Raw genomic sequence first — 22,375 nt, 5'->3', positions numbered from 1 at the left:
CCCCCCCCCCCCCCCCCCCCCCCCCCCCCCCGGGGGGGGGGGGGGGGGGGGCCGCCCCCCCCCCCCGCCAGCCGCCGCGCCGATATCCGATCCCGGCGCCACACCAGGGCCCGCGGACCCCTCCCCCTAACCCCCTCCCCCAAGGGGAGGGGGATTCATTCCGCAAACGCAGCGCCAAAGCCGAACGCCGCCGAATTCCCAACGCGATTTGCCGCCCCGGATCTCCGCTGCGCTCCGTCCGGGGTGGCAAGGGAGGGTCGGTCGGGGCTGCGGATGCCGGGCCGATACCGTAGGGGAGGGTTTCAAACCCTCCCCAACACCATTGCGCCCCTGGGCCGGATCGAAGGGCGGGCCCCCGCAAAAAAAGGAGGCCCGGATGTCGCCATCCGGGCCCGGGAATTCTTCCGGAAGCGATCCGGGGCTCAGCGGCGGACCTTTTCGGGCTTGCCGCTCCGGACCGGCGATTGGCCCTCGCCCTTGCGGAGCAGGACGTAGCCGTCCTCGTCGGTGCCGAGCAGGCCCTTGCCGGGCCGCACGTCGCCATAGACCCAGGGTTTCTCCTTCGGCTCCTGGCCGGACCGCGTGATCCGCTGCCACCAGGATTCGGATTTACCCCCTGCCTTCTCACCGCTTGCCTTGGCGGCCTGTTGGCCCGCCGGCCCCGCCGCGGAGGATTGCTTCGCGGACGGGGCCATGCAGGCGCTGGCCGTCAGGGCCAGGCCGGCGGCCAGGGCGAGCGGCAGGAGGCCGCCCGCCCCGGGCCGGGAGAGGGAGAAGCGACGCACCGTGGCCGCTTCCGTGACGCCGCTGTCCGCCTAGAACTTGATGCGGACGCCGGCGACGAAGTTGATCACGCCGTCGCGCGAGAGCTGGCACTGATCGCCCGCGGCGGCCCTGGTGAACTGGCCTGCGTTGTCAGGGTCGGCCGTGTAGCACGGGGTTGCTTTCGCCCGGAAACCGGCAGTGCCGTCCACCGTTTGGGTCTCTGCCACAGCAGCGGTGTATTCATTCGCCGCTTCGGCTGCCGACACCTGGTGGGTGAGCGTGCCGCTGTCGTAGGACACGCCGGCATAGACGTCGGCCGCTGCGGCGTCGATCTTCTGGACGATCGCGACCCAGTATTGCTGGGCGACGCCCTGGAGCCCGTCGGTCGAGCGGTTGTAGCCGACGCCGATGGCGGTCCCGCCGGCGTCGTTGATCTTGCCGCTCCAGCCGCCGGAAACGCCCCACTGGCTGTTCTTCTGATTGGCAAGTCCGCCCGTCGGCGAGTGCGCTTCGCCGTCAGAGTCGTAGTGGCCGCTGAGGTTGAAGCCCGACGAATGCTTGACGCCGCCGGAAACGGCCCAGGCGGTCGTGTCGTTGTCGCGCTTGCGGTAGCCTGCGCCGAAGATGACGGTGAAGTCCTTCGTCCCCGGCGGGTTGCCGAAGTAGTTCAGACCGACAGACCAGCCCTTGCTCTCGCCGTAGGACGCGCTCGCCCGCAGGCCCATCAGGCTCGGCGTGTCGTAGCGGATCCGGTTTTCCCGCGCGCCGAAGAAGTTGAACGGCCGGTAGCCGCGCGGCTTGCCGCGGACGTTCATCGTCGACTCAACGCCGGCCGCGGACGCACCAGCGGTAGACAGGGCGCCCTGGCCCGGGGCGAGGACCTTGACGGTGGCGTCCGCCCCGACGCCGTCGGTGCCGTTGGCGCCGGCGAAGCCGTAGACGAAGCTGACGCCGGTCAGTTCCAGCAGGCCGGCCGCGTCGCCGGCGATCGAGCCGTGGCCCATCGAGACCTTGCCCATGTCCTTGTGGTCGAGCCACAGGTCGACATGGCGGGCGCGGACGCGCGAGTTGGCGACGCCGGCCGAGCTGGTCTCGCCGGTGCCCGAACGGCGGTTCTCCTGCCATTCGAGCTCGTGCAGGGCGCCGATGGTCAGGTTCGGGTTGGCCTTGCCGACCGCCCGGAGGCCGATGCGCGAGGACGAGCCGTCATTGTCGACGCTCGTGATCTCGGTCTCGTCGCCCGTATTGGCGAAACGGATCGCCCGGTTGACCTGGCCGTAGATCGTGACCTTCACGCGGCTGTTGCCCGACTGTATATTCTTGTCGGCAGGCTTGGCCATCATGGCCGACTTCATCTGGTTCTTGAGTAGCGTGACCTCACGCTCCAGATCGGCAACGCGCTTGTCCATGCCGGCCTTGGCCATCGACGCGGCCGACGCGGCCGAGATCGAAAGAGCCAAAGCGGAACCGGCAAGGAGAGCATATTTGCCTACGGATTTGACGACTCCCGTCATCTCCCTCTCCAATGCTGCTGCGTTGCCCGGCGGGCGGAACATCCCGGGGGACATCCCGGACCGGGGAACGCACGGTTGAACACCGAAACGAAAAACCGCCCGGATCGGTTCGTTCCCCGCTGCCCGCCCCTACGGGGCGCCGCAGGCGGGGACCGCTCCGGTCGGCAGGGCGTTGTATACGGGCGCGGGCGCGCAGCCGGTAGGAAATTCAATCGATTCCGAATTATTGTCCGGGTCGTGTTGCATAATTGCAACAAAGGGGCGGGGCGGGCTTCGATACGGCGCTGGCGCGCCTATTCGGCGGCGGCCTCGGTCCGGGGCAGCTCGACGGCGCGAAAATCATGCCGAAGTCCCGGAATCGCGCAAATCCTCGAAATTTGCCGCCCCGGACTTGATCCGGGGCCCAGGGGCGACCCGAAAGGCCTCGACTTGTGGCCCTGGACCCCGGATCTCCGCTGCGCTCCGTCCGGGGTGGCAATGGAGGGTGGGTCGGGTTAGCCGGGGGAACCTGCCCTGAGCGAAGCCGAACTGGCGGCTCGAAGAAATTTGCCTGTGGCTCCTGGGCCCCGGATCAAGTCCGGGGCGGCAAGCGTGTTTGTTTGTTGATGTAGCGCAAGACCCGGCGGAAGCGGCGATTTTCTGGCGGCCGTCTTACCGATTCAGGTCTTCGTACAGGTCGCGCCATTGCGGGTTGTCGCGTTCGATCAGAGCCAGCTTCCAGGAGCGGCGCCACTTTTTCAGCTTCTTTTCCTCGGCCATGGCGACAGCGACGTCTTCGTACGGCCGGGCATGAACCAGCCTCGTTACGCCATGTTTACGGGTGAACGCCGCGCCGGCACCGGGCCCTGTGCTCCCATACGCGGCGCGCCAAGTCGTTGGTCAGCCCGACATACAGGGTGCCGTTGCGCTTGCTGGCGAGAATGTAGACCCAATAGGGCATCGCCCGGCTCTTCCGGTTCGTCCGCCTGGCGAACTTCGCCGGCCCGCGCGGCTTTCGCAAGCCGCAAGCCTAACCACATGCCACACCACCATCCCCTGCCGCCCCGGACTTGATCCGGGGCCCAAGGGCGATCCGAACGACGTTTGCCTGTTGCCCCTAGACCCCGGATCTCCGCTGCGCTCCGTACGGGGTGGCAATGGACGGTGGGTCGGGGCGAAGCCGGCGCCAGACCGGTCCCCTGTCCCCGCCCCCAACCCCGCCCCTAACCCCGAAGGGCGCGGATCAGGATTTCGACGTCCTCGTTGATCGAGGGATCGACGGCGCGCAGCTCCTCGATCTTGCGGACCGCGTGCATGACCGTGGTGTGGTCGCGGTTGCCGAACTTGCGGCCGATCTCCGGCAGCGAGCGGCTGGTCAGCATCTTGGCCAGATACATGGCGATCTGGCGCGGCCGCGCGACCGCCCGGGCCCGGCGGGCCGAGGACATGTCGGTCATCTTGATGTTGAAATGGGCGCAGACGTTGCGCTGGATTTCCTCGATCGTGATGTGGCGCTCGTTGGCGCGCAGCACGTCCTTCAGCACGTCGGCGGCCATCTCGATGGTGAGCGTGCGGCCGACCAGGCTGGCGTGGGCCGCCATCCGGTTGAGCGCGCCCTCCAACTCGCGCACGTTGGACTGGATCTTGTGGGCGATGAATTCGAGCACCTTGTCCGGGAAGGCGCAGTCCATCTTCGCGGCCTTGGCCTGGAGGATGCTGAGGCGCAGTTCGTAGGTCGTCGGATGCACGTCGGCGACCAGGCCCCAGTTGAAGCGGGAGATCAGCCGCTCCTCGATGCCGGACAGCTCGCTCGGCGACTTGTCGGCCGAGACGACGACCTGGCGGCGCTCGTCCATCAGGGCGTTGAAGGTGTGGAAGAACTCCTCCTGGGTCGCGCCCTTGTCGGCCATGAACTGGACGTCGTCGATCATCAGCACGTCGACCGAGCGGAACTGCTCCTTGAAGGCCAGCGTATCCTTGAAGCGCAGCGCCCGGATGAACTGGTACATGAATTTTTCCGCCGAGATGTAGGCGACCCGGCGCCAGGGCGTGCGCTCGCGGATGCGCCAGGCCATGGCGTGCATCAGGTGGGTCTTGCCGAGGCCGACGCCGCCGTGGATGAACAGCGGGTTGAAGGGGATGTCCTCCGAATCGGCGACGCGCTGGGCCGCGGCGCAGGCCAGCTCGTTCGGCTTGCCGACGACGAAGCTGTCGAAGGTGTAGCGCGGCTCCAGCGGCAGGCTGGGCGTGCTATCGGCCTCCTCGTCCGGCCCGAAATCCCGCAGGGCGCTGCCGGCCGGGGCTGCGGCCGGACCCCGCGACGGGGCCCCCGCATGACCCCCTGTCCGACCGGGCACGCCGGCGGCCGGCGCCCTGCCGGTCATGGGGTGGGAGTCAGGACCGGATTCGGGCGCCGCCACCTTGGCCACCAGATCGACCGCCTCGATCGCCGGCAGTTCGGCGTGGAAATGGGCGAGGATGCGGTCGCGGTAGTTGGTCGACACCCAGTCGCGCAGGAAGCGCGACTTGATCGACAGGATGGCCGTCGCGCCGCGCACGGCCTCGAGGGTCAGCGGCCCGATCCAGCTCCGGAAGGCCTCGTCGCCGAATTCGCTGCGCAATCCGGCGCGGGCGCGCGCCCAGGCTTTCGACACAGCCGGCGACACTGCCGGCGATACCGTCGGCTCGACCGGCGCCCCACGGCCCGGCGTTGCGGCGGCGGCACCTGCGGACTGCATGCCGCCCGTCTCCTTCTCCATCCGTTACGTCCTCGCTCCGTCCCGGCGGCCGGTTGCCGCCAGCGTCGGTTTCAGCGTTTCATCCTGCGGCGGCCCGCGCCAACCGCCGCGCCTTTCTTCACGCCCTTCGGGCGTCAGTCCTGCCGCCAGGGCAGGCCGTCGGCCTTCCAGCCGCCGCGCGTCCCCCGGTGGCCCGCCGCGTCGCGGTCGCCCTCGAAGCCCGTGGCGACGTTGAAGCAGGGGCCGTAGCCCAGCGCCGTCATGGCGATCGCCGCATCGCGCGACCGCACGCCCGACCGGCACAGGAAATACAGCGCCGCACCCCGCGCCACGCCCGACGCCGCGACCGCCTCGGCAAAACCGGGATTGACCGCCATCGACGGAAAGCGTTTCCACTCGACCGTGACCGGCGCCTTGCCGAGCGCGCCGAGATCGGGCAGGCCGACATAGGCCCATTCGGCAACCGTGCGCACATCGACCAGCCGGGCATCGGCATCCGAAGACAAAGCAGTCCATGCTGCTTCCGGCGAAACGTCGCCGGCATAACCGACAATTCGTGACATGCGGCAATGGCGGAGAAAGAGTTGGGCGGCAGGAGCGCCAGTCTTGGCGGCGGACTAGTTACTGCCAATTCAGGCCTTGGGAGGCGGTTCCGGCCGGTCAGGCGCGCACGTCAAATAAAAGTAGACCATTACATTCCGCTCCCGTTTTTTTATTTAATTTCAGCTGGCAATTACTTGAGTTCCGCTGAAATTTGAAATAACTGTAATACAGGCTCCGGCGCGGCGCAACGGCAAAGATGGCGAATCCGGCGCCGGGCCGGGGCGGAAAAAGCGACCCTTGCCGGTCCTTTCCGGCAGCCTCCGGATCGTTGACGAAGCCGTTGATTTCCTGTCGTTTGTCCGCCGGCAAAATGGCCGCCGGGCCGGGCGGAACAGACTGAAATTTCCATAATCCGCGGGATCACGATGGCGTGGGACGAAAAAAAATTTGCCGGCTCCAGCGCCATCCGGCTGCTGCTGATCGGGCGCGGCTATGTCGCCCGACGGTTGACGAAGCGCCTGACCGGCCCGCCCGCGCCCGGCGCAACCGGGGCCGACACAACCGGGGCCGGCGGCTATTATACAGACCTGTCTGTCCTGGGCGCGACCCACCGGGCGGGCGCCGCGCCGCGGCAGCCGGGCGATTTCCCGTTCGGCGACAGCGCCGCCGCCGGGCCGTTGCTGGCGCAGGCGACCCATCTGCTGATTTCGGCGCCGCCCGACGCGGCGGGCGACCCGACGCTGCGCTGGCTGGGCCGTGACGGACTGGCGGCGCTGCCGGCGCTGCGCTGGATCGGCTACCTCTCCTCGACCGGCGTCTACGGCGACCATGGCGGCGCCTGGATCGACGAGACGGCGCCGCTCCGCCCCCGGGGCCCGACCGCGGAGCGCCGGGCGCGGGCGGAAGCCCAGTGGCTCGATGCGCGCAGCCCGGCGGGCGGGCGGCGCGGCCTGCCGGTCACCGTCTTCCGCCTGTCCGGCATCTACGGACCGGGGCGCAGCGCCTTCGACGCGCTCGCAGACGGCACCGCGCGCCGCATCGACAAGCCGGGCCATGTCTTCTGCCGCTGCCATGTCGACGACATCTGTGCGGTGCTCCGGCGGTCGATGGCCGGTGCCGGGGCCTCCCCGATCTACAATGTCGCCGACGACCTGCCCGCGCCGCAGCGCGCCGCGGTCGAGTTCGCCGCCGGGCTGACCGGCGCCGCGCCGCCGCCGCTCGTGCCTTACGACCCGGATGCCCTGCCGGCCGCCCTGCGCCGCTTCTACGAAGCCTGCCGGCGCATCCGCAACGGGCGGATCAAGGACGAGCTAGGCGTCACCCTGCGCTATCCGACCTACCGCGAAGGCCTGCAGGCAATCGCCGAGGAGGAGGGGCGGGTCTGACCGGGTGCGCCGGCCAACGGATACCGGGCGGGAGCAGGCGATGAAGCGCCGCCGTCAAATATCCAATGATGCCGCCCCGGACTTGATCCGGGGCCCAGGGACGACCCGAAGAAATTGCCCATGGCCCCTGGTCCCTGGAGCGTCGCTGCGCTCCGTCCGGGGCGGCAAAGAGGGGCGCCGCCGAACGGCGCGGCGCGTATCGAAAGCCTGCCCTGAGCCGGCCAACGGGCGGCCCGGCGATCAGCCCGCCCCTTCCGCAACCAAGCGGCAGACCTCGCCGGTGATGCGGATCAGCCGGTCCAGGTCGTGCGGTTCGGACAGGCGGTGGTCGCCGGCCTTGACGAGGAGGATTTCGACGTCGGCGCCGGCGAAGGCGTCGGCGACCTTGAGCGCGTGGCGCCACGGCACGTCCGCGTCCGCCATGCCCTGAATGATCCGCACCGGCCCGGCGAAGGGAAAGGGCGCGCGCAGGACGAGCCGCTCCCGGCCGTCCTCGATCAGCCGGCGGGTGATCGGCGTCGGCTCGTCGCTGTAGTCCGACGGTTCGTAATGAACCCCGTCGCGCTCCAGATCGCGGCGCAGGGCCGGCGAGGCGTTCGCCATGATCAGGTCTTCGGTGAAGTCCGGGGCCGGCGCGACGCCGACCAGGCCGGCGATCCATTGCGGGGCGACCCATTGCGGGGCGGCCCATTGCGGGGCGGCCCGGTGCGGCCCGTTTCGTTCGGCGAGGGCGCGGGCGGCCAGCATCATGATCCAGCCGCCCATGCTGGAGCCGACCAGCACCAGCGGGCCGGCGGTCAGCGCCTCGATGGCGAACACGGCGTCGTCCGCCCGCTGGCCGATCGTTCCGTCCTCGAAGGACCCGGAGGACAGGCCGTGGCCGGTATAGTCGAACCTGAGGAAGCCCCGGCCCTCGACCCGGCACCGGGCCTCCAGCGCCAGCGCCTTGCCGCCCTCCATGTCGGAGCGGAAGCCGGGCAGGAAGACGACCGTGGGCGAGGCCGCCGCGCCGCGGCCCTCTGTCCGCCGATAGGCGATTGTCGCGCCGTCGCCGGCGCGCGATAAGAAGCTGGGCGCGTCCACCGCAAATTCCATATGATTTCGGACGCCCGGCGCCGCCGGGCGGCGGCGGATGCGAGCGGCGCACGAAAGCACGACGGACGGAGATGGGCAACCCGGCAACCAGCCAGTCCGGACGGTCCGCCGGCTTGGGCCTTACCGTGCTCCAGGTCCTGCCCGGGCTGGAGACCGGCGGGGTCGAGCGCGGCGCCGTCGATGTCGCCGCCGCCGTCGTGGAGGGCGGCGGGCGGGCGCTCGTCGTCTCGTCGGGCGGCCGGATGGAAGCCGAGCTCAGACGCGTCGGCGCCGAGCATGTCACGATGCCGGTCAACCGCAAATCGCCCGGACATCTGTGGCGCAACGCCGGGCTGCTCGCCGGCCTGATCCGCCGGGAGCGGATCGACATCGTGCACGCCCGGTCGCGGGCGCCGGCCTGGAGCGCCCGGGCGGCGGCGCGGCGGGCCGGGGTGCCGTTCGTCACCACCTTCCACGGCATTTACGGGACCGGCTTTCCCCTGAAGAAATCCTGGAACCGGATCATGGCCGCCGGCGACCGTGTCATCGCCATTTCCGGTTATGTCGCCGACCATGTAATCCAGCGCTACCGAACGCCGGCCGAGCGCGTCGTCCTGATTCATCGCGGCGTCGACCTCGACCTGTTCGACCGCCGGGCGGTTACCGAGGCGCGGGTCGTGCAGCTCGCCGAGGCTTGGCAACTGCCGGACGGCGTGCCGGTCGTGATGCTGCCCGGACGGTTCACCCGGCTGAAGGGCCACGCCGTCCTGATCGACGCCCTGGCGCAGGTGCGGCGCCGGGACGCCCTTGCGCTGCTGATCGGCGCCGACGCGGGCCGGGCCGGCTATCGCGACGAATTGCTGAAGCGGGTCCGGCGCCGGGGGCTGGAGGGCGCAGTCCGCTTCGTCGGCCATTGCAACGACATGCCGGCCGCCTACATGCTCGCCGATGTTGTGGTCAGTGCATCGACGCAGCCGGAGGCGTTCGGCCGGACGGTGGCGGAAGCCCAGGCGATGGGCCGGCCGGTGATCGCGACCGACCATGGCGGCGCGCGGGAAACGGTCGTTCCCGGCCGGACCGGCTGGCTGACGCCGCCGGGCGACGCGCAGGCCCTGGCGCACGCCCTCGACGCGGCGCTGTCGATGACGGCCGACGAAAGGAGCCGCATGGCGCGGACGGCGGTCGACAATATACGGCGCAATTTCTCGAAGCGGGTCATGACGGACCGGACGCTGGAGGTGTATGCCGAGCTTGTGCGTGAACGCGGCGCGGCGCGGCAGCGGGGCCGGCAAGGCTGACCGGACGCGCTCAGGCTCCGTCGCGGTGTACCTTGAGCAGATGCGCCACCCGCCGGTCGAATTTATTCAGCTGGCGGCCGATCAGGTAGCGCTCGAACCGGGGATGGAGCCGTGCGAGCCATCGCTGCCTGCGGTTCTGCCAGCCTTCCGCGATCACCAGACTCCAGGCGTCGTCGCCCGCCCGCACCGCGAGGACGTTGTGCGGACCCGAATCCCGGGTCAGGAGACGGTGTGTCCGTTGCCATTGCTTCAAATCCTCGATCGCCCGGTCCAGGGCGGGCGACAGACCTCGCTCGCGGATGACATCGGCAAGATTGCGGGATATCCGGCCATCAGCGTCGCGGTACATCCGCATGACGATACCGGGGCCCAGGTCGGTTTCGACCACGCCCTCGATTTCCGGGATCCGGTCGAACATCGCCTCTTCTCCCCGCTTCTTCAACAGGGCATGGTCTTCGAGATCCAGCCTTTGCTGGGCGTGACATTCCGGGCCGTCGGCCCGGGCGGCCACCTTGACGCACAGGGCGGCATTCGCCGGGTGGACGTAGCAGTGCCGCTTGCTGCCCCTGGCGAACGGTTCATCCCCGGAAAGGACAAGCGGATCGGAGGCTGATGACGGGATCGGTTTTTTGAGCATGCCGCTCCATTCATTCTACGGACGGGCCGGCAGGTGTAAACGTTTCGGGTGGCGCGTCGAAATAAGCCGCCCGGCAGCGCCGGCCATCTTGACATCGCCGGCCTGCGCTTCGATATTCCGCGCCATGACGTATCCGACGACCGCGACCATGACCACGACCGCGACCCGCTGCGGGGGGCCGTGACGTCCGGTATGGCAAATGTCCGGACCAGCGACCCTCCCGGCCGAAGCCCGGAGGGTTTTTTGATGCCTTACGGCGGGGAAAGCGCCCGATGACAGCAGCCTTTCCCGACCGGAAACGAAGAACGAGACGATGACGGACCAACCTTCACACATCGCGGTGGAACCTGCGGACCGGCCGGCGCCGCCAAATGTAAATCGGGCCGACGTAAATCCGGCGGACCGGCCGGTCGCGATCTCCCTGCCCGACGGCAGCGTCCGGCAGTATCCGGCGCCGGTAACGGGCGCGGATGTCGCGGCCTCGATCGGTCCGGGCCTGGCGAAAGCGGCGCTGGCGGTCCGGGTCGACGGCGAACTGCGCGATCTCGCCCGCCCGATCGAGGCGGATGCGGCGGTCGAGATCGTCACGCTCAAGGACGACGCGGCGCTGGAGCTGATCCGGCACGACGCCGCCCATGTCCTGGCCGAGGCGGTGCAGGAGCTTTATCCCGGCACCCAGATCACCTTCGGCCCGGCGACGGAAGACGGCTTCTACTACGATTTTCACCGGGAGGAGCACTTCACGCCGGCGGACTTCGAGGCGATCGAGGCGCGGATGCGCGAGATCGTCGACCGGAACGAGGAGATCGTGCGGGAGGTCTGGGACCGCGACGACGCCGCGGACCATTTCCGGCAGGCCGGCGAGAGCTTCAAGGCCGAATGGGTCGGCGAACTGCCGCCCGGCGAAGAGCTGACGATGTACCGCCAGGGCGGCTGGATCGACCTGTGCCGCGGCCCGCATCTGCCCTCGACGGGCAAGCTGCCCAAGGCGTTCAAGCTGATGAAGGTGGCCGGCGCCTACTGGCGCGGCGATGCCGCCAACCCGCAACTCCAGCGTATCTACGGCACGGCCTGGCGCAGCGAGAAGGAACTGAAGGCCTGGCTGCGCCTGCTGGAGGAGGCCGAACGGCGCGACCATCGCCGCCTCGGCCGGGAGATGGAACTGTTCCATATCCAGGAGGAGGCCGTCGGCAGCGTGTTCTGGCATCCCCACGGCTGGACGCTCTACCGCCTGTGCGAGGACTATATGCGCGCGCGGCTCGAACGGGCCGGCTATGTCGAGGTCCGGACGCCCCAGATGATCGACCGGGTGCTGTGGGAGCGCTCCGGCCACTGGGAGAAGTTCCGCGAGCACATGTTCACGGCCGACGACGAGCGCGAGCGCGTCCTCGCCCTCAAGCCGATGAACTGCCCGGCCCACGTCCAGATCTTCCGGCATCTCGGCATCGTCAGCTACCGCGACCTGCCGCTGCGCATGGCGGAATTCGGCACCTGCCACCGCAACGAGCCGTCGGGCGCGCTGCACGGCCTGATGCGGGTGCGCGCCTTCACCCAGGACGACGCCCACATCTTCTGCACGCCGGAGCAGATCAACAGCGAGGCCAAGGCGTTCTGCGACCTGCTCTCGTCGGTCTACCGCGATTTCGGCTTCGAGGACGTGACGATCAACTTCGCCGACCGGCCGCCGGTGCGCGCCGGCGACGACGCGACCTGGGACCGCGCCGAGGCGGCGCTCATGCAGGCGGTCGAGGCGGCGGGCATCCCGTTTGCGATGAATCCGGGCGAGGGCGCCTTCTACGGCCCCAAGCTGGAATTCGTGCTGCGCGACGCGATCGGCCGGGACTGGCAGTGCGGCACGCTGCAGGTCGATTTCGTCCTGCCGGAGCGGCTCGACGCGTCCTATGTCGGCGAGGACGGCGAAAAGCACCGGCCGGTCATGCTGCACCGCGCCATCCTGGGCTCCTTCGAGCGTTTCATCGGCATCCTGATCGAGGAAAACGCCGGCCGCCTGCCGCTCTGGCTCGCGCCGGTCCAGGTGATGGTCGCCACGGTGGTCGGCGATGCCGACGCCCATGCGAAGAAGGTCGCGGAACGGCTGGCGGCGGCGGGCCTGCGGGTCGAGACCGACCTGCGTAACGAGAAGATCGCTTACAAGGTCCGCGAGCATTCGACCGCCAAAATCCCGGTGATCGCCGTTGTCGGCCGGTCCGAAGCGGAAGAAAATACGGTTTCCCTGCGCCGGTTGGGCGGAAAAACGCAGGAAGTGCTTGCCTTGGAAGCCGCGGTCGATACACTGTCGGCTGACGCTGCGTCGCCGATCCAACAATAGCCGAGGTTTTCAGTAACAACAGTGCTCCGGATCGTGCGGGGCGCTGATATCGGTGTTTGCCCGTTCCGCGGAGGAAGTCCGGAAGAATCGGGCAGGAACGTAGACGAAAGGAAGCCAGCCCATACGACGCCCAATCGGTCCCATTGCGCCGGTCCACGAAGGCCCGCGCATCAACGACATGATCCGTGTTCCCGAGGTTCGCCTGATCGACGAACAGGGCATTCAGATCGGCATCGTGCCAACAGAGGATGCGCGCCTGCGCGCTTCGGATGTCGGCCTCGACCTGGTCGAGGTCTCGCCCAACGCCGAGCCGCCGGTCTGCAAGATCATCGACTACGGCAAGCTCAAATACGAGAAGCAGAAAAAGAAGAACGAGGCCCGCAAGAAGCAGAAGACCATCGAGGTCAAGGAAATCAAGATGCGGCCCAACATCGACACGCACGACTATGACGTGAAGATGCGCGCCATCAACAAGTTCCTCGGCGAAGGCGACAAGGTGAAGGTGACCCTGCGCTTCCGCGGCCGCGAGCTGGCCCATCAGGAACTGGGCCTGAAGCTGCTCGAAAAGGTCCGCGACGCGCTGGAGGAACAGGCCAAGGTCGAGCAGTTCCCGAAGCTGGAAGGCCGCCAGATCACCATGGTCATGGCGCCGCGCTGAGCGGCGTGACCAAACCCCTCCATCGTCATATCGACCGGAGCGATCCGAAGGATCGCGGAGCGGAGATATCTTTCCTGCGCGGTGCAATGGTCGAAGCGCCGTCGCGAAAAGATTTCTCCACTGCGCCCCGGATTGAATCCGGGGCTCCGGTCGAAATGACGGGTTGGGGTTCGCTTGGCCCGACACGCCGTTATGGAACACGAAGCGGGCGAATGCCGCGGCAGCCGCCGGCCCGGTCCCGGATAACGGACTTGCCATAACCGGCCCCTCCCGCCAGTCTCGGCCCTGACCGCTTCTGCTAGAGGTTACCCGACCGTGCGCGTCGTTTCGCTGATTTGCAGCGCCACCGAAATCGTCTGCGCCCTGGGCCGCGGCGGCGATCTGGTCGGCCGGTCCCACGAATGCGATTTTCCGCCCGGCATCGAGGCGCTCCCGGTGCTGACCGCGCCGCAATTCGAGATCGCCGGCGCCAGCGCCGAAATCGACCGGCGGGTCAAGGATCTCGTGCGCGACGGGCTGGCGATCTACGGCATCGACGCCGAGTTGCTGCGCGACCTGCGGCCCGACGTGATCGTCACCCAGGACCAGTGCGAGGTCTGCGGCGCCAGCCTGGCGGACGTCGAGGCGGCGGTCGGCGACTGGACCGGCACGGACGTCCGGATCGTGTCCTGCAAGCCGCTCGGCCTGGAGGACGTATGGACCGACATCCGCAACGTCGGCGACGCGCTGGACGCCGGCGATGCGGCCGAGCGAGCGATCGCCGGATTGCAGGCGCGCATGGATGCGATCGCCGCGGCGGTGGCCGAAATGCCGGAAAAGCCGACCGTCGCGACGGTCGAGTGGATCGATCCGCTGATGGCCGCCGGCAACTGGATGCCGGAGCTGGTGGCGATGGCCGGCGGGCGCAACCTGTTCGGCGCGGCCGGGGGCCACGCCCCCTGGATATCGTGGGCGGACCTGCGCGCGGCCGATCCGGACGTCGTCCTCGTCCTGCCCTGCGGTTTCGACATGGACCGCAGCATCGCCGAAATGCCGGCGCTGACGGCGCAACCCGGCTGGGCCGGGCTGAGCGCCGTACGGAACGGCCGGGTCTTCGTTACCGACGGCAACCAGTATTTCAACCGGCCGGGCCCGCGCCTCGCCGAATCGCTCGAGATCCTCGCCGAAATCCTGCACCCGGCGCGTTTCGGATTCGGCCGGGAAGGAAAGGGCTGGCGCCCCTACGCCGGATAGCCGTTTCGTCCGCTTCGCCTACAGCGCCCGGCGCGCCTTCATCGCGGCGGTGAGCGTGCCGTCGTCGAGATAGTCGAGTTCGCCGCCGACCGGAACGCCGTGGGCCAGCGCCGTGACCCGGACGCCGGCATCGGCCAGCCGGTCGGCGATATAGTGGCCCGTCGTCTGGCCCTCGACCGTGGCGTTGGTCGCCAGGATGACCTCGGCGATCGCCGGGTCGGAGGCCCGGCGGATCAGGGCGGGAATGCGCAATTCGTCCGGGCCGACGCCGTCGAGCGCCGAAAGCGCGCCGCCGAGCACGTGATAGCGGCCCCGGAAAATGCCGGCGCGCTCCATCGCCCACAGATCGCCGACTTCCTCGACCACACACAGCGCCGCCGGGTCGCGGCGCGGGTCGGCGCAGATGCCGCAGGGATCGGTGGTATCGACGTTGCCGCACAGGCTGCAGGCGCCGACCTTCTCGACAGCTTCGGTCAGGGCACGGGCGAGCGGCGCCATCAGCCCGTCCTTCTGCTTGACCATCCGGAGGGCGGCCCGGCGCGCGCTGCGCGGGCCGAGCCCCGGCAGTTTCGCCAGGAGCTGGATCAGCCGTTCGATTTCGGCGCCGGCCACGGAACCGGCACTCAGAACGGCAGCTTGAGGCCGCCGGGCAGGTTCAGCCCGCCGGTCAGCTTCGACATTTCTTCCTGCTGATGCGCCTCGACCTTGGATCGGGCGTCGGCGAAGGCGGCGACGATCAGGTCCTCCAGGACCTCGATTTCCGAAGCGACCGCCGCGGACGGATCGATTCTGACCGACGTCACCTCGTTCCGGCCGTTCATCGTGACCGTCACGAGGCCGGCGCCGGCGCGGCCTTCATGCTGCGAATCCGCCAACTGCTGCTGCATGGCCTCCAGCCGGGCCTGCATCTCCCCGGCCTGTTTCATCAGGTCGCCGAAATTCTTCATGCCGCGTCTCCTTCCGGATCGGTGCGGTCGCCCTGCCCGGAGTCAGACACAGAGTCAGACACAGGGCCGGACATCGGGCCGGATACATTCGTCAGCACGCTGCCCTCGAACCGGTCGAGCACGGTGCGCACCAGCGGGTCCTGCGCCGCTTCGTCCATGAGCTGCTGCCGGGCCGCTGCGTCCTGCTGCTTCAGGGTCGGCGCGCCCGGCGCGTCGGACACGGCGACGATCCAGCGCTCCCCGGTCCATTCCTGCAACAGGGCGGCAACCCGGCCGGAAAGCTCGCGGCCGGCGCCGGCTTCGGGGCGGATTTCCAGCATGCCGGCATCGAACGAGACCGGATGAACCGAATTGTAGAGCTGCCCGTAGAGAATCATCTCCTTGCGCTCGCGGAACAGGTCGACCAGCGCCCGGAAATCCGCCGGGGGAGCGGCCGGGGTGGCATCGACGGCGTCCGGCGGCCGGCTTGGCGCCGGCACGGACGCTTCGGCGGCGATTTCCGGACCGCCCCCCGCCGCGCGCGCCAGCGTGGCGGCTGGCGGACCGCCGGCGCCCGCCGGCATATCCGAAGGCGGATCCGGCGGCGCGTCCTGCAATCCGGGGCCGGGTGGAGCATCGGCGGGCCGGACCGGCGCGGGAAGCGCTTCTCCGGAGAGGGAGTCTTCGGGGGGAGTTTCTTCGGGACGGGTCTCTTCCGGCGGGGGCGCGGCGCGCTCGGGCAGCGGCGGTTCCCCGGCCGCGCTCCCGGTCCGGTCCGGCGCGGATGGCGCCGCGCCGTTGCCCGCCGCGGGCGCGGCCGGCGCAGGCCGGGAGGCGGCGGCGGCCTCCGGACCGGTGCGATTGTCCAGCCGCTGGACCAGATCGGCGGGCGTCGGCAACTCGGCGGCATAACACAGCCTGACGATCAGCATTTCCAGCGCGGTCATCGGCTGCGGCGCCAGCTGAACCTCGCCGGCGCCTTTCAGCAACATCTGCCAGGCCCGGCTCAGCGCGCCCATCTGCAGCCGGCCGGACAGGGCGGCGGCGCGCTGCGCATCGGTCGCCGTCGCGCCGGCGCCCGACGCCGCGGCATCCGGCGTCAGCTTCAGCCGCGTCAGCCAGTGGGCGATATCCATCAGGTCCTGGACGATGAGCAGCGGCGCGGCGCCGTCGCGATACATTCCGGCGGCGCGGTCGATCGCGCCCGGGGCGTCGCCCGCGGCGATCCGTTCGAACAGGTCGAGGGACTGGGACCGGTCCGCCATGCCGAGCAGCGCGCGCACCCGGCCGGCCGTGACCGGACCCGCTGCGCCATCGGATGCCCCGTCCGGTTCGCCGTCCGGCTCGCCGCCCGGCCCGACATTCGTTTGCGCGATCACCCGGTCGAGCAGGGAGAGGCCGTCGCGCACCGACCCGTCGGCCGCCCGGGCGAGCAGGGCGATGGCCTCGTCCGAAACCGCGGCCCTCTCGCGGCCAGCGATATCGGCGAGATGGGCGGCCAGTTCGGCCTCGTCGAGCCGGCGCAGGTCGAAGCGCTGGCAGCGCGACAGAATGGTCACCGGAACCTTGCGGATTTCCGTCGTCGCAAAGACGAATTTCACATGCTTCGGCGGTTCTTCGAGGGTCTTCAGCAGGGCGTTGAAAGCGTTCCTGCTGAGCATGTGGACTTCGTCGATAATATAGATCTTGAACTTTGCGGCGACCGGCCGGTAGCGCGCGCTGTCGATGATCTCCCGGACATCGTCGACGCCGGTGTTGGAGGCGGCGTCCATCTCCAGCACGTCGACGTCGCGGTCCTCGGCGATCGCCACGCAGTGGACGCAGACGCCGCACGGCTCGATCGTCGGGCCGCCCGTGCCGTCCGGGCCGACGCAGTTGAGCGCGCGGGCGATCAGCCGGGCGGTCGTCGTCTTGCCGATGCCGCGCACGCCGGTGAGGATGAAGGCGTGGTGGACCCGGTTCAGCCGGATGGCGTTGGTCAGCGTCCGGACGAGGACGTCCTGGCCGATCAGTTCATCGAAGGTGGCGGGCCGGTATTTGCGCGCAAGAACGCGGTATTCCGGACCATCCTGCGGCGGAACCGTTTCTGCGGGTTCGGGACTGTCGGCCATAGAACTCCGGAGGCGTCGCCGCGCTGCCGCGCCGCGCCGGCCAGGGTGCCCGTCGAGCGGACGCGAAGGGAAACGGTGGAAGACCGGACAGCGACCCGGGCAAAACTCGTTACGGCTGCTTCCTTCCGGACCTGACCGGGTTGGCGAGGCGCCCGTCCGCGCCGGTCTTCCGAATCGAGTATATCAGGTTTCCGGCGCGAAGGCGCAAGCGGAGACTGCGCCGGCGCCCGGCGGGCGCGGCGCGCGCCTCATGCCGGACCGGTCATGCCGGATATGCGCCGGAGCGGACCGAAATTCATTCAAATCGTGCCGGAACGGGCCATATAACAGGCGACAGCCGGTTCCGCCGGGCGCCGCGCCCCGGAAACCGGGCCGCCGCGAACGCTGTAAAACGCTGTTGGACAGACCCGCCGGAAAGCGCCGGCGACCCCGAAGGGCAATCATGAAGACTTGCGCACAGATGCCGGCCGGGCCGCCGTTCGGGCCCATCGCCTCGCCGTCCGGTCCGGCGTTCCGGGCCGCCGCATGATTCTGCTGATCGCGGAGGTGGCGGGCGGGCTTGTCCTGCTTTACTACGGCGGCGAATGGCTGGTCCGGGGCGCCGTATCGCTGGCCAACCGATCGGGCGCATCCCCGCTGGTCATCGGCCTTTCGGTCGTCGCGGCCGGCACTAGCGCGCCGGAACTGTTCGTCAGCCTCATCTCCGTCTGGGAAAACAAGCCGGCGATCGCCATCGGCAATGTCGTCGGCAGCAATATCGCCAACATTCTGCTGGTGCTGGGCATGGCGGCGCTGATCTGGCCGGTCGTTGCGCGGACGAGCGTCATCCGGTGGGACGGCCCTGTCCTGATCGCGGCCACCGTCGTGTTCTGCGCCCTGGCGAGCTTCGGCGAAATCGGCCGCCTGGCTGGAATTTTCATGATTCTCTGCCTGGGCCTCTACCTCTGGCGGTCCTACCGCCTCGACCGGAAGGACATGCGGGCGCGCCGCGAGATCGAGGAGGAAGTCGCCGAACTGGGCGGCGATTACGGACCCCGGCGGATCGCGATCTATCTGATCGCCGGATTTGCCGGCGTTATCGGCGGCGCCGAGCTGCTGGTATTCGGTGCAGCCGGAATAGCGGCCGATTTCGGCATTTCCGAGGCCGTGATCGGCGTTACGCTGGTCGCGGTCGGCACCTCGCTGCCGGAACTGGCGACCGCCGTCGCGGCGGCGCGCAACCGCCATACCGAACTGGCGCTCGGCAACGTGATCGGCAGTTGCATATTCAACATCCTGGCGATCATCGGCATCGTTTCCCTTGTGCGTCCGCTCGCCGTCCCTGAAGAAATCCTCGCCTTCGATCTGTGGGTCATGGGCGGCGTCACCCTGGGCTTCATCGCACTGACCCGGGCAACGCCCCGGCTGGGCCGGACAATCGGCGCGATTATGCTGCTGTGCTATGCCGCCTATATCGTCTCCCAGTTCACCGGACTGTCGGCCATGCCGGCGATGTACCGGCCCGCCTGACACCGGCTCTGACACGCGTCCCGACACCGGATTCCGACGCCGCCATGACCGATAGCCGACCGGAAATCGCCCCCACGACCGCGCTTGTCACCGGCGCGGCGACGCGGATCGGCCGGGCGATCGCCCTTGGCCTGGCAGCCGAGGGATGGACGGTGGCGGTCCACTACCGCCGCTCGGAGAGCGAGGCGCTCGAAGTCGTCGACCTGATCCGCGGCAATGGCGGCCGGGCGGCGCCGGTGCAGGCGGATCTTTCGGCCGAGGCCGAAGCAGCCGCGCTGCTGCCGTCGGTTCACCGGACCGTCGGGCCGGTCGGCTGCCTGGTCAACAACGCCAGCGAATTCGAACGCGACGAAATCGGCGACATGAGCCGGACGAGCTGGGACCTGCATCTCGAGACCAACCTGCGCGCGCCAGCGCTGCTGATGCAGGACATGGCCCGGCTGCTGCCGGACGGCCGGAACGGCGCCATCGTCAATCTGCTCGACCAGCGCGTGCTGAACCTGACGCCGCATTTCGTCAGCTATACGGTGAGCAAGGCCGCCCTGTGGACCCTGACCCGGACCATGGCGCTGGCGCTGGCGCCGCGCATCCGGGTCAACGCGATCGGGCCGGGGCCGACTTTGCCGAGCAAACGGCAGAGCCGGGCCGACTTCGACCGCCAGATCGGCAAGCTGCCGCTGCGCTGCGCCGGCACACCGCAGGAAATCGCCGCGGCGATCCGGTTCATTCTCGCCATGCCGTCGATGACCGGCCAGATGATCGCCCTGGACGGCGGCCAGCATCTGGGCTGGGCGCAGCCGCGCGAGGACGGCGGAGACAGGGAATGATCCGCGCCGGCGCCTCTCTCATGTGATTTATTTCATAGAATGGACAGGATCCAATGACGCGACCGCTTGAAGCGATGGTTCCGCACCTGGCCTCGGGCTCCGATTCCCCGCGGCTCGCCGACACGCTGGGCGGGCAGCGCCACATCTTCGTGCGCGACCTGGTCCTGAGCTGCAATATCGGCGTCTACCGCCACGAGCGCGATGCGCCCCAGCGGGTCCGGCTGAACATCGACCTGGCGATCGCCGACGACGCCGCGGGCGCGACCGACCGGCTCGAAGACACCGTGAGCTACGAGCAGATCGTCGACCGCGCCTGCGCCATTGTCGACGCCCGGCACTACAATCTGGTCGAGACGCTGGCCGAAGCGCTGGCGGCCATGTGCCTGGACGACCCGCGCGTGCGCGCCGCCCGCATCCGCGTCGAGAAGCTCGACGTCTTCGCCAACACCGGCGCCGTCGGCGTCGAGATCGAACGGCCGCGCCGCGGCCGGCCGGAAAAGTGATGTGGCGTCGTGGGTTACGCCGTTTGTTCACACGCTGTCCGAAGCCGCCGCCTGTACCGGTTTAGAACCGGTCTGCCAGTCTCGTTACGGAACCGCGACGTCGCGACGGCCTAATAAATATTAATTTTCAATGCGTTAGGCGATTCTGCCCAATAAACCGGCAATGATTTCCGCGACGCGGGATTCTGCGGAATCTCCGCGCCGCCAAAGGTTGTCCCACAGACTTATCCACAGAGTTCGTGGACAAGCGCCGGCGCCCGGTACCGCACCGAAAAATCGTTGCCGATTCAATCGGCTAGCCCGATCGGGCGGCGCCGCGGTCGATTGACGCCGCCGGTTTCGGGCGCAACATTAGCGCCATGGCGTCGAAAACCAGACCGAAAGCGGCGCGGGAGGAACGCGCACCGGTGATTCCTGCGGCAGCCCCGGACCGGGCCGTGCCCGCCTCCCTCGCCGCCGGCGCCGCTTACCTGAAGGGCGAGCTGCCCCGGCTCTCCGCAAGTCCCGGCGTCTACCGCATGATCGACCGCCGCGGCGAGCCGCTTTATGTCGGCAAGGCGCGCAACCTGCGCCGCCGCGTCGCCAGCTATGCGACGCCGGCCAAGCTGCCGGAACGGCTGCGCCGCATGGTCGCGGAAACGGCCCTGCTCGAGATCGTCGAGACCCATACCGAGGTCGAGGCGCTGCTGCTCGAATCGAACCTGATCAAGCGGCTCCGCCCCCGGTATAATATCCTATTACGCGACGACAAGTCCTTTCCCTATATCCGGATCGGCAAAAAAGACCCGCGCGCCGCGCCGGAGAAGCCGGGCCGCTGGCCGCGCATCACCAAATACCGCGGCAGCCGGCGCGAGCCGGGGTCCTATTTCGGCCCCTTCGCCTCGGCCGGCGCCGTCAACCGCACGCTGAACGCCCTGGAACGGGCCTTCCTGCTGCGCTCGTGCAGCGATTCGATGTTCTCGTCGCGCACCCGGCCCTGCCTGCTGTTCCAGATCAAGCGGTGCAGCGCGCCCTGCGTCGGGCGGATCGGCGAAGCGGACTACGGCGCCCTGGTCGCCCAGGCCGAGGCGTTTCTCTCCGGCCGCGACGGCGCGATCCAGCGCGACCTCGCCGGGCGCATGGAGGAGGCCGCCGAGGCCCTGGAATTCGAAACCGCCGCCTATCTGCGCGACCGCATCCAGGCGCTCGCCCATATCCAGACGCGCCAGGACATCAACCTCCCGGTGCCGGACGATGCCGACGTCGTCGCGGTGTGGCGCGAAGGCGAGCACAGCTGCATCCAGGTGTTCTTCTTCCGCGCCGGCCGCAACTATGGCAACCGGGCCTACTATCCGCGCCACGACAAGTCCGCCGACGACGCGGATATTCTGGCCGCCTTCCTGGGCCAGTTCTACGACAACAAGCCGCCGCCCTGCCTGGTCCTGACCAGTCTGCCGGTCGCCGACGAGGCGCTGCTCGCCGCGGCGCTGGGCGCCAGGGCCGGGCGGAAGGTCGAGCTCGCCGTGCCCCGGCGCGGCGACAAGCGCAAGCTGATCGAGCACGCGCTGGCCAACGCGAAGGCGGCGCTCACCCGCCGGCTGTCGGAAAACGCCTCGCAGCGCCGGCTGCTCGACGGGGTGGCCGACGCCTTCGGCCTGGACGCGCCGCCGGAGCGGATCGAGGTCTACGACAACAGCCACGTCTCCGGCACCGACGCCGTCGGCGGCATGATCGCCGCCGGCCCCGCCGGGCTGATCAAGACCGCATACCGGAAATTAAACATCCGCTCGACGAGCTTGGCGCCGGGCGACGACTACGCCATGATGCGCGAGGTGCTGACCCGCCGCTTCAGCCGGGCGATCCGGGAGGATCCGGCGCGCGAAACAGGGATCTGGCCCGATCTGGTGCTGGTCGACGGCGGCCGCGGCCAGCTGGGCAGCGCGCTGGCGGCGCTGGCCGACCTGGGGATCGACGATCTTCCCGTGGTCGGCGTCTCGAAGGGGCCGGACCGCAACGCCGGCCGCGAGGCCTTTCATACCGCCGACGGCCGCAGCTTCGGCCTGCCGCCGAACGATCCGGTGCTGTATTTCCTGCAGCGACTGCGCGACGAGGCGCACCGCTACGCTATCGGCGCTCACCGCACCCGGCGGGCCAACGCCCGGACCCGCTCGGCCCTCGACGACATTCCCGGCGTCGGCGCCCGGCGCAAGCGGGCGCTGCTCAACCATTTCGGCTCGGTGCGCAATATCGAGCGGGCCGGCCTGAGCGACCTCGAGACCGTCGACGGGATCAGCCGGACCGTCGCCCGGACCGTGTTCGACTGGTTCCACGCCGAAGCCTGAGCGCCATCGGCCTGCCGGAGAGCCC

The 22,375-nt window shown here is 69.1% G+C and carries 20 protein-coding genes and 1 other RNA gene; 9 read left to right on the top strand and 12 right to left on the bottom strand.

Annotated features, from left to right (window positions below; all coding sequences use genetic code 11):
* Positions 1–422: 422 nt before the first annotated feature.
* The 6 genes from OXM58_06765 to OXM58_06740 all read right to left on the bottom strand — a co-directional run bounded on the left by OXM58_06765 (position 423) and on the right by OXM58_06740 (position 5,908).
* Positions 423–785, bottom strand: a complete 363-nt coding sequence (locus tag OXM58_06765; protein ID MDE0148057.1) for a hypothetical protein — start codon at positions 783–785, stop codon at positions 423–425.
* Positions 786–815: 30 nt separating this feature from the next.
* Positions 816–2,279, bottom strand: coding sequence for a hypothetical protein (locus OXM58_06760; GenBank protein ID MDE0148056.1), 1,464 nt, complete (start codon positions 2,277–2,279; stop codon positions 816–818).
* A gap of 814 nt (positions 2,280–3,093) precedes the next feature.
* On the bottom strand, positions 3,094–3,219 hold the full coding sequence (locus tag OXM58_06755) for a GIY-YIG nuclease family protein (GenBank protein MDE0148055.1): 126 nt from the start codon (positions 3,217–3,219) through the stop codon (positions 3,094–3,096).
* A gap of 262 nt (positions 3,220–3,481) precedes the next feature.
* The gene (dnaA, locus tag OXM58_06750) at positions 3,482–5,017 is read right to left on the bottom strand and encodes a chromosomal replication initiator protein DnaA (protein MDE0148054.1); all 1,536 of its coding nucleotides are present in this window, start codon (positions 5,015–5,017) and stop codon (positions 3,482–3,484) included.
* 113 nt (positions 5,018–5,130) lie between these two features.
* Entirely contained in the window at positions 5,131–5,559 is a 429-nt protein-coding gene (locus OXM58_06745; GenBank protein MDE0148053.1) for a rhodanese-like domain-containing protein, read from the bottom strand.
* A 97-nt stretch (positions 5,560–5,656) separates the two neighbouring features.
* A complete protein-coding gene (locus OXM58_06740) occupies positions 5,657–5,908 on the bottom strand; it encodes a hypothetical protein (protein ID MDE0148052.1) in 252 nt (83 codons plus the stop codon).
* A 56-nt stretch (positions 5,909–5,964) separates the two neighbouring features.
* Between OXM58_06740 and OXM58_06735 the strand changes: the two genes are divergently transcribed.
* A complete protein-coding gene (locus OXM58_06735) occupies positions 5,965–6,924 on the top strand; it encodes an SDR family NAD(P)-dependent oxidoreductase (GenBank protein ID MDE0148051.1) in 960 nt (319 codons plus the stop codon).
* A gap of 240 nt (positions 6,925–7,164) precedes the next feature.
* Here the strand turns inward: OXM58_06735 and OXM58_06730 are convergent, their stop codons facing one another.
* Positions 7,165–8,019 (bottom strand): alpha/beta hydrolase, encoded by an 855-nt coding sequence (locus OXM58_06730; protein ID MDE0148050.1) that lies wholly within the window; start codon positions 8,017–8,019, stop codon positions 7,165–7,167.
* A 71-nt stretch (positions 8,020–8,090) separates the two neighbouring features.
* Between OXM58_06730 and OXM58_06725 the strand changes: the two genes are divergently transcribed.
* Complete coding sequence (locus OXM58_06725) at positions 8,091–9,296, top strand: glycosyltransferase family 4 protein (protein ID MDE0148049.1); 1,206 nt, start codon at positions 8,091–8,093, stop codon at positions 9,294–9,296.
* A 10-nt stretch (positions 9,297–9,306) separates the two neighbouring features.
* On the opposite strand, the gene OXM58_06720 is transcribed toward OXM58_06725, so the two are convergent.
* Complete coding sequence (locus tag OXM58_06720) at positions 9,307–9,933, bottom strand: YrbL family protein (protein ID MDE0148048.1); 627 nt, start codon at positions 9,931–9,933, stop codon at positions 9,307–9,309.
* A gap of 313 nt (positions 9,934–10,246) precedes the next feature.
* On the opposite strand from OXM58_06720, the gene thrS reads away from it, so the two are divergent.
* The 3 genes from thrS to OXM58_06705 all read left to right on the top strand — a co-directional run bounded on the left by thrS (position 10,247) and on the right by OXM58_06705 (position 14,153).
* Positions 10,247–12,262 (top strand): threonine--tRNA ligase, encoded by a 2,016-nt coding sequence (thrS, locus tag OXM58_06715; protein ID MDE0148047.1) that lies wholly within the window; start codon positions 10,247–10,249, stop codon positions 12,260–12,262.
* Positions 12,263–12,404: 142 nt separating this feature from the next.
* Positions 12,405–12,920 carry a translation initiation factor IF-3 gene (infC, locus tag OXM58_06710; protein ID MDE0148046.1) on the top strand — a complete coding sequence of 172 codons (516 nt, stop codon included), beginning with the start codon at positions 12,405–12,407 and terminating at the stop codon, positions 12,918–12,920.
* Positions 12,921–13,235: 315 nt separating this feature from the next.
* Positions 13,236–14,153, top strand: coding sequence for a cobalamin-binding protein (locus tag OXM58_06705; GenBank protein ID MDE0148045.1), 918 nt, complete (start codon positions 13,236–13,238; stop codon positions 14,151–14,153).
* A gap of 18 nt (positions 14,154–14,171) precedes the next feature.
* Here OXM58_06705 and recR read toward each other — a convergent pair whose 3' ends face one another.
* The 4 genes from recR to ffs all read right to left on the bottom strand — a co-directional run bounded on the left by recR (position 14,172) and on the right by ffs (position 17,361).
* Positions 14,172–14,765, bottom strand: coding sequence for a recombination mediator RecR (recR, locus tag OXM58_06700; protein MDE0148044.1), 594 nt, complete (start codon positions 14,763–14,765; stop codon positions 14,172–14,174).
* Positions 14,766–14,776: 11 nt separating this feature from the next.
* Positions 14,777–15,100 (bottom strand): YbaB/EbfC family nucleoid-associated protein, encoded by a 324-nt coding sequence (locus OXM58_06695; GenBank protein ID MDE0148043.1) that lies wholly within the window; start codon positions 15,098–15,100, stop codon positions 14,777–14,779.
* Complete coding sequence (locus OXM58_06690; protein MDE0148042.1) at positions 15,097–17,190, bottom strand: DNA polymerase III subunit gamma/tau; 2,094 nt, start codon at positions 17,188–17,190, stop codon at positions 15,097–15,099. Before OXM58_06690 ends, OXM58_06695 begins: the two co-directional genes overlap by 4 nt.
* Before the next feature lie 74 nt (positions 17,191–17,264).
* An RNA gene (gene ffs, locus OXM58_06685) (signal recognition particle sRNA small type) lies at positions 17,265–17,361 on the bottom strand.
* A gap of 354 nt (positions 17,362–17,715) precedes the next feature.
* Here ffs and OXM58_06680 point away from each other — a divergent pair.
* The 4 genes from OXM58_06680 (at position 17,716) to uvrC (ending at position 22,350) form a co-directional block, all read left to right on the top strand.
* Positions 17,716–18,699, top strand: coding sequence for a calcium/sodium antiporter (locus OXM58_06680; protein ID MDE0148041.1), 984 nt, complete (start codon positions 17,716–17,718; stop codon positions 18,697–18,699).
* Between the two features lie 44 nt (positions 18,700–18,743).
* The gene (locus tag OXM58_06675; protein MDE0148040.1) at positions 18,744–19,526 is read left to right on the top strand and encodes an SDR family oxidoreductase; all 783 of its coding nucleotides are present in this window, start codon (positions 18,744–18,746) and stop codon (positions 19,524–19,526) included.
* A 53-nt stretch (positions 19,527–19,579) separates the two neighbouring features.
* Complete coding sequence (gene folB, locus OXM58_06670; protein MDE0148039.1) at positions 19,580–20,029, top strand: dihydroneopterin aldolase; 450 nt, start codon at positions 19,580–19,582, stop codon at positions 20,027–20,029.
* A 470-nt stretch (positions 20,030–20,499) separates the two neighbouring features.
* Positions 20,500–22,350, top strand: coding sequence for an excinuclease ABC subunit UvrC (uvrC, locus tag OXM58_06665; protein MDE0148038.1), 1,851 nt, complete (start codon positions 20,500–20,502; stop codon positions 22,348–22,350).
* Positions 22,351–22,375 lie beyond the last annotated feature (25 nt).

The organism is Rhodospirillaceae bacterium (assembly GCA_028819475.1).
Taxonomy (GTDB): domain Bacteria; phylum Pseudomonadota; class Alphaproteobacteria; order Bin65; family Bin65; genus Bin65.
The sequence above is the reverse complement of the archived record's forward strand: the minus strand, read 5'-3'. Positions and strand labels throughout refer to the sequence as shown.

Excerpts from the sequence above, each read along its gene's own strand:
- folB (MDE0148039.1), top strand. The coding sequence starts at position 19,580 with ATGACGCGACCGCTTGAAGCGATGGTTCCGCACCTGGCCTCGGGCTCC.
- OXM58_06760 (MDE0148056.1), bottom strand. The coding sequence starts at position 2,279 with ATGACGGGAGTCGTCAAATCCGTAGGCAAATATGCTCTCCTTGCCGGT.
- dnaA (MDE0148054.1), bottom strand. The coding sequence starts at position 5,017 with ATGGAGAAGGAGACGGGCGGCATGCAGTCCGCAGGTGCCGCCGCCGCA.
- OXM58_06735 (MDE0148051.1), top strand. The coding sequence starts at position 5,965 with ATGGCGTGGGACGAAAAAAAATTTGCCGGCTCCAGCGCCATCCGGCTG.
- OXM58_06675 (MDE0148040.1), top strand. The coding sequence starts at position 18,744 with ATGACCGATAGCCGACCGGAAATCGCCCCCACGACCGCGCTTGTCACC.
- OXM58_06745 (MDE0148053.1), bottom strand. The coding sequence starts at position 5,559 with ATGTCACGAATTGTCGGTTATGCCGGCGACGTTTCGCCGGAAGCAGCA.
- OXM58_06730 (MDE0148050.1), bottom strand. The coding sequence starts at position 8,019 with ATGGAATTTGCGGTGGACGCGCCCAGCTTCTTATCGCGCGCCGGCGAC.
- OXM58_06690 (MDE0148042.1), bottom strand. The coding sequence starts at position 17,190 with ATGGCCGACAGTCCCGAACCCGCAGAAACGGTTCCGCCGCAGGATGGT.
- OXM58_06695 (MDE0148043.1), bottom strand. The coding sequence starts at position 15,100 with ATGAAGAATTTCGGCGACCTGATGAAACAGGCCGGGGAGATGCAGGCC.
- OXM58_06680 (MDE0148041.1), top strand. The coding sequence starts at position 17,716 with ATGATTCTGCTGATCGCGGAGGTGGCGGGCGGGCTTGTCCTGCTTTAC.
- thrS (MDE0148047.1), top strand. The coding sequence starts at position 10,247 with ATGACGGACCAACCTTCACACATCGCGGTGGAACCTGCGGACCGGCCG.
- OXM58_06755 (MDE0148055.1), bottom strand. The coding sequence starts at position 3,219 with ATGCCCTATTGGGTCTACATTCTCGCCAGCAAGCGCAACGGCACCCTG.
- OXM58_06720 (MDE0148048.1), bottom strand. The coding sequence starts at position 9,933 with ATGCTCAAAAAACCGATCCCGTCATCAGCCTCCGATCCGCTTGTCCTT.
- OXM58_06725 (MDE0148049.1), top strand. The coding sequence starts at position 8,091 with ATGGGCAACCCGGCAACCAGCCAGTCCGGACGGTCCGCCGGCTTGGGC.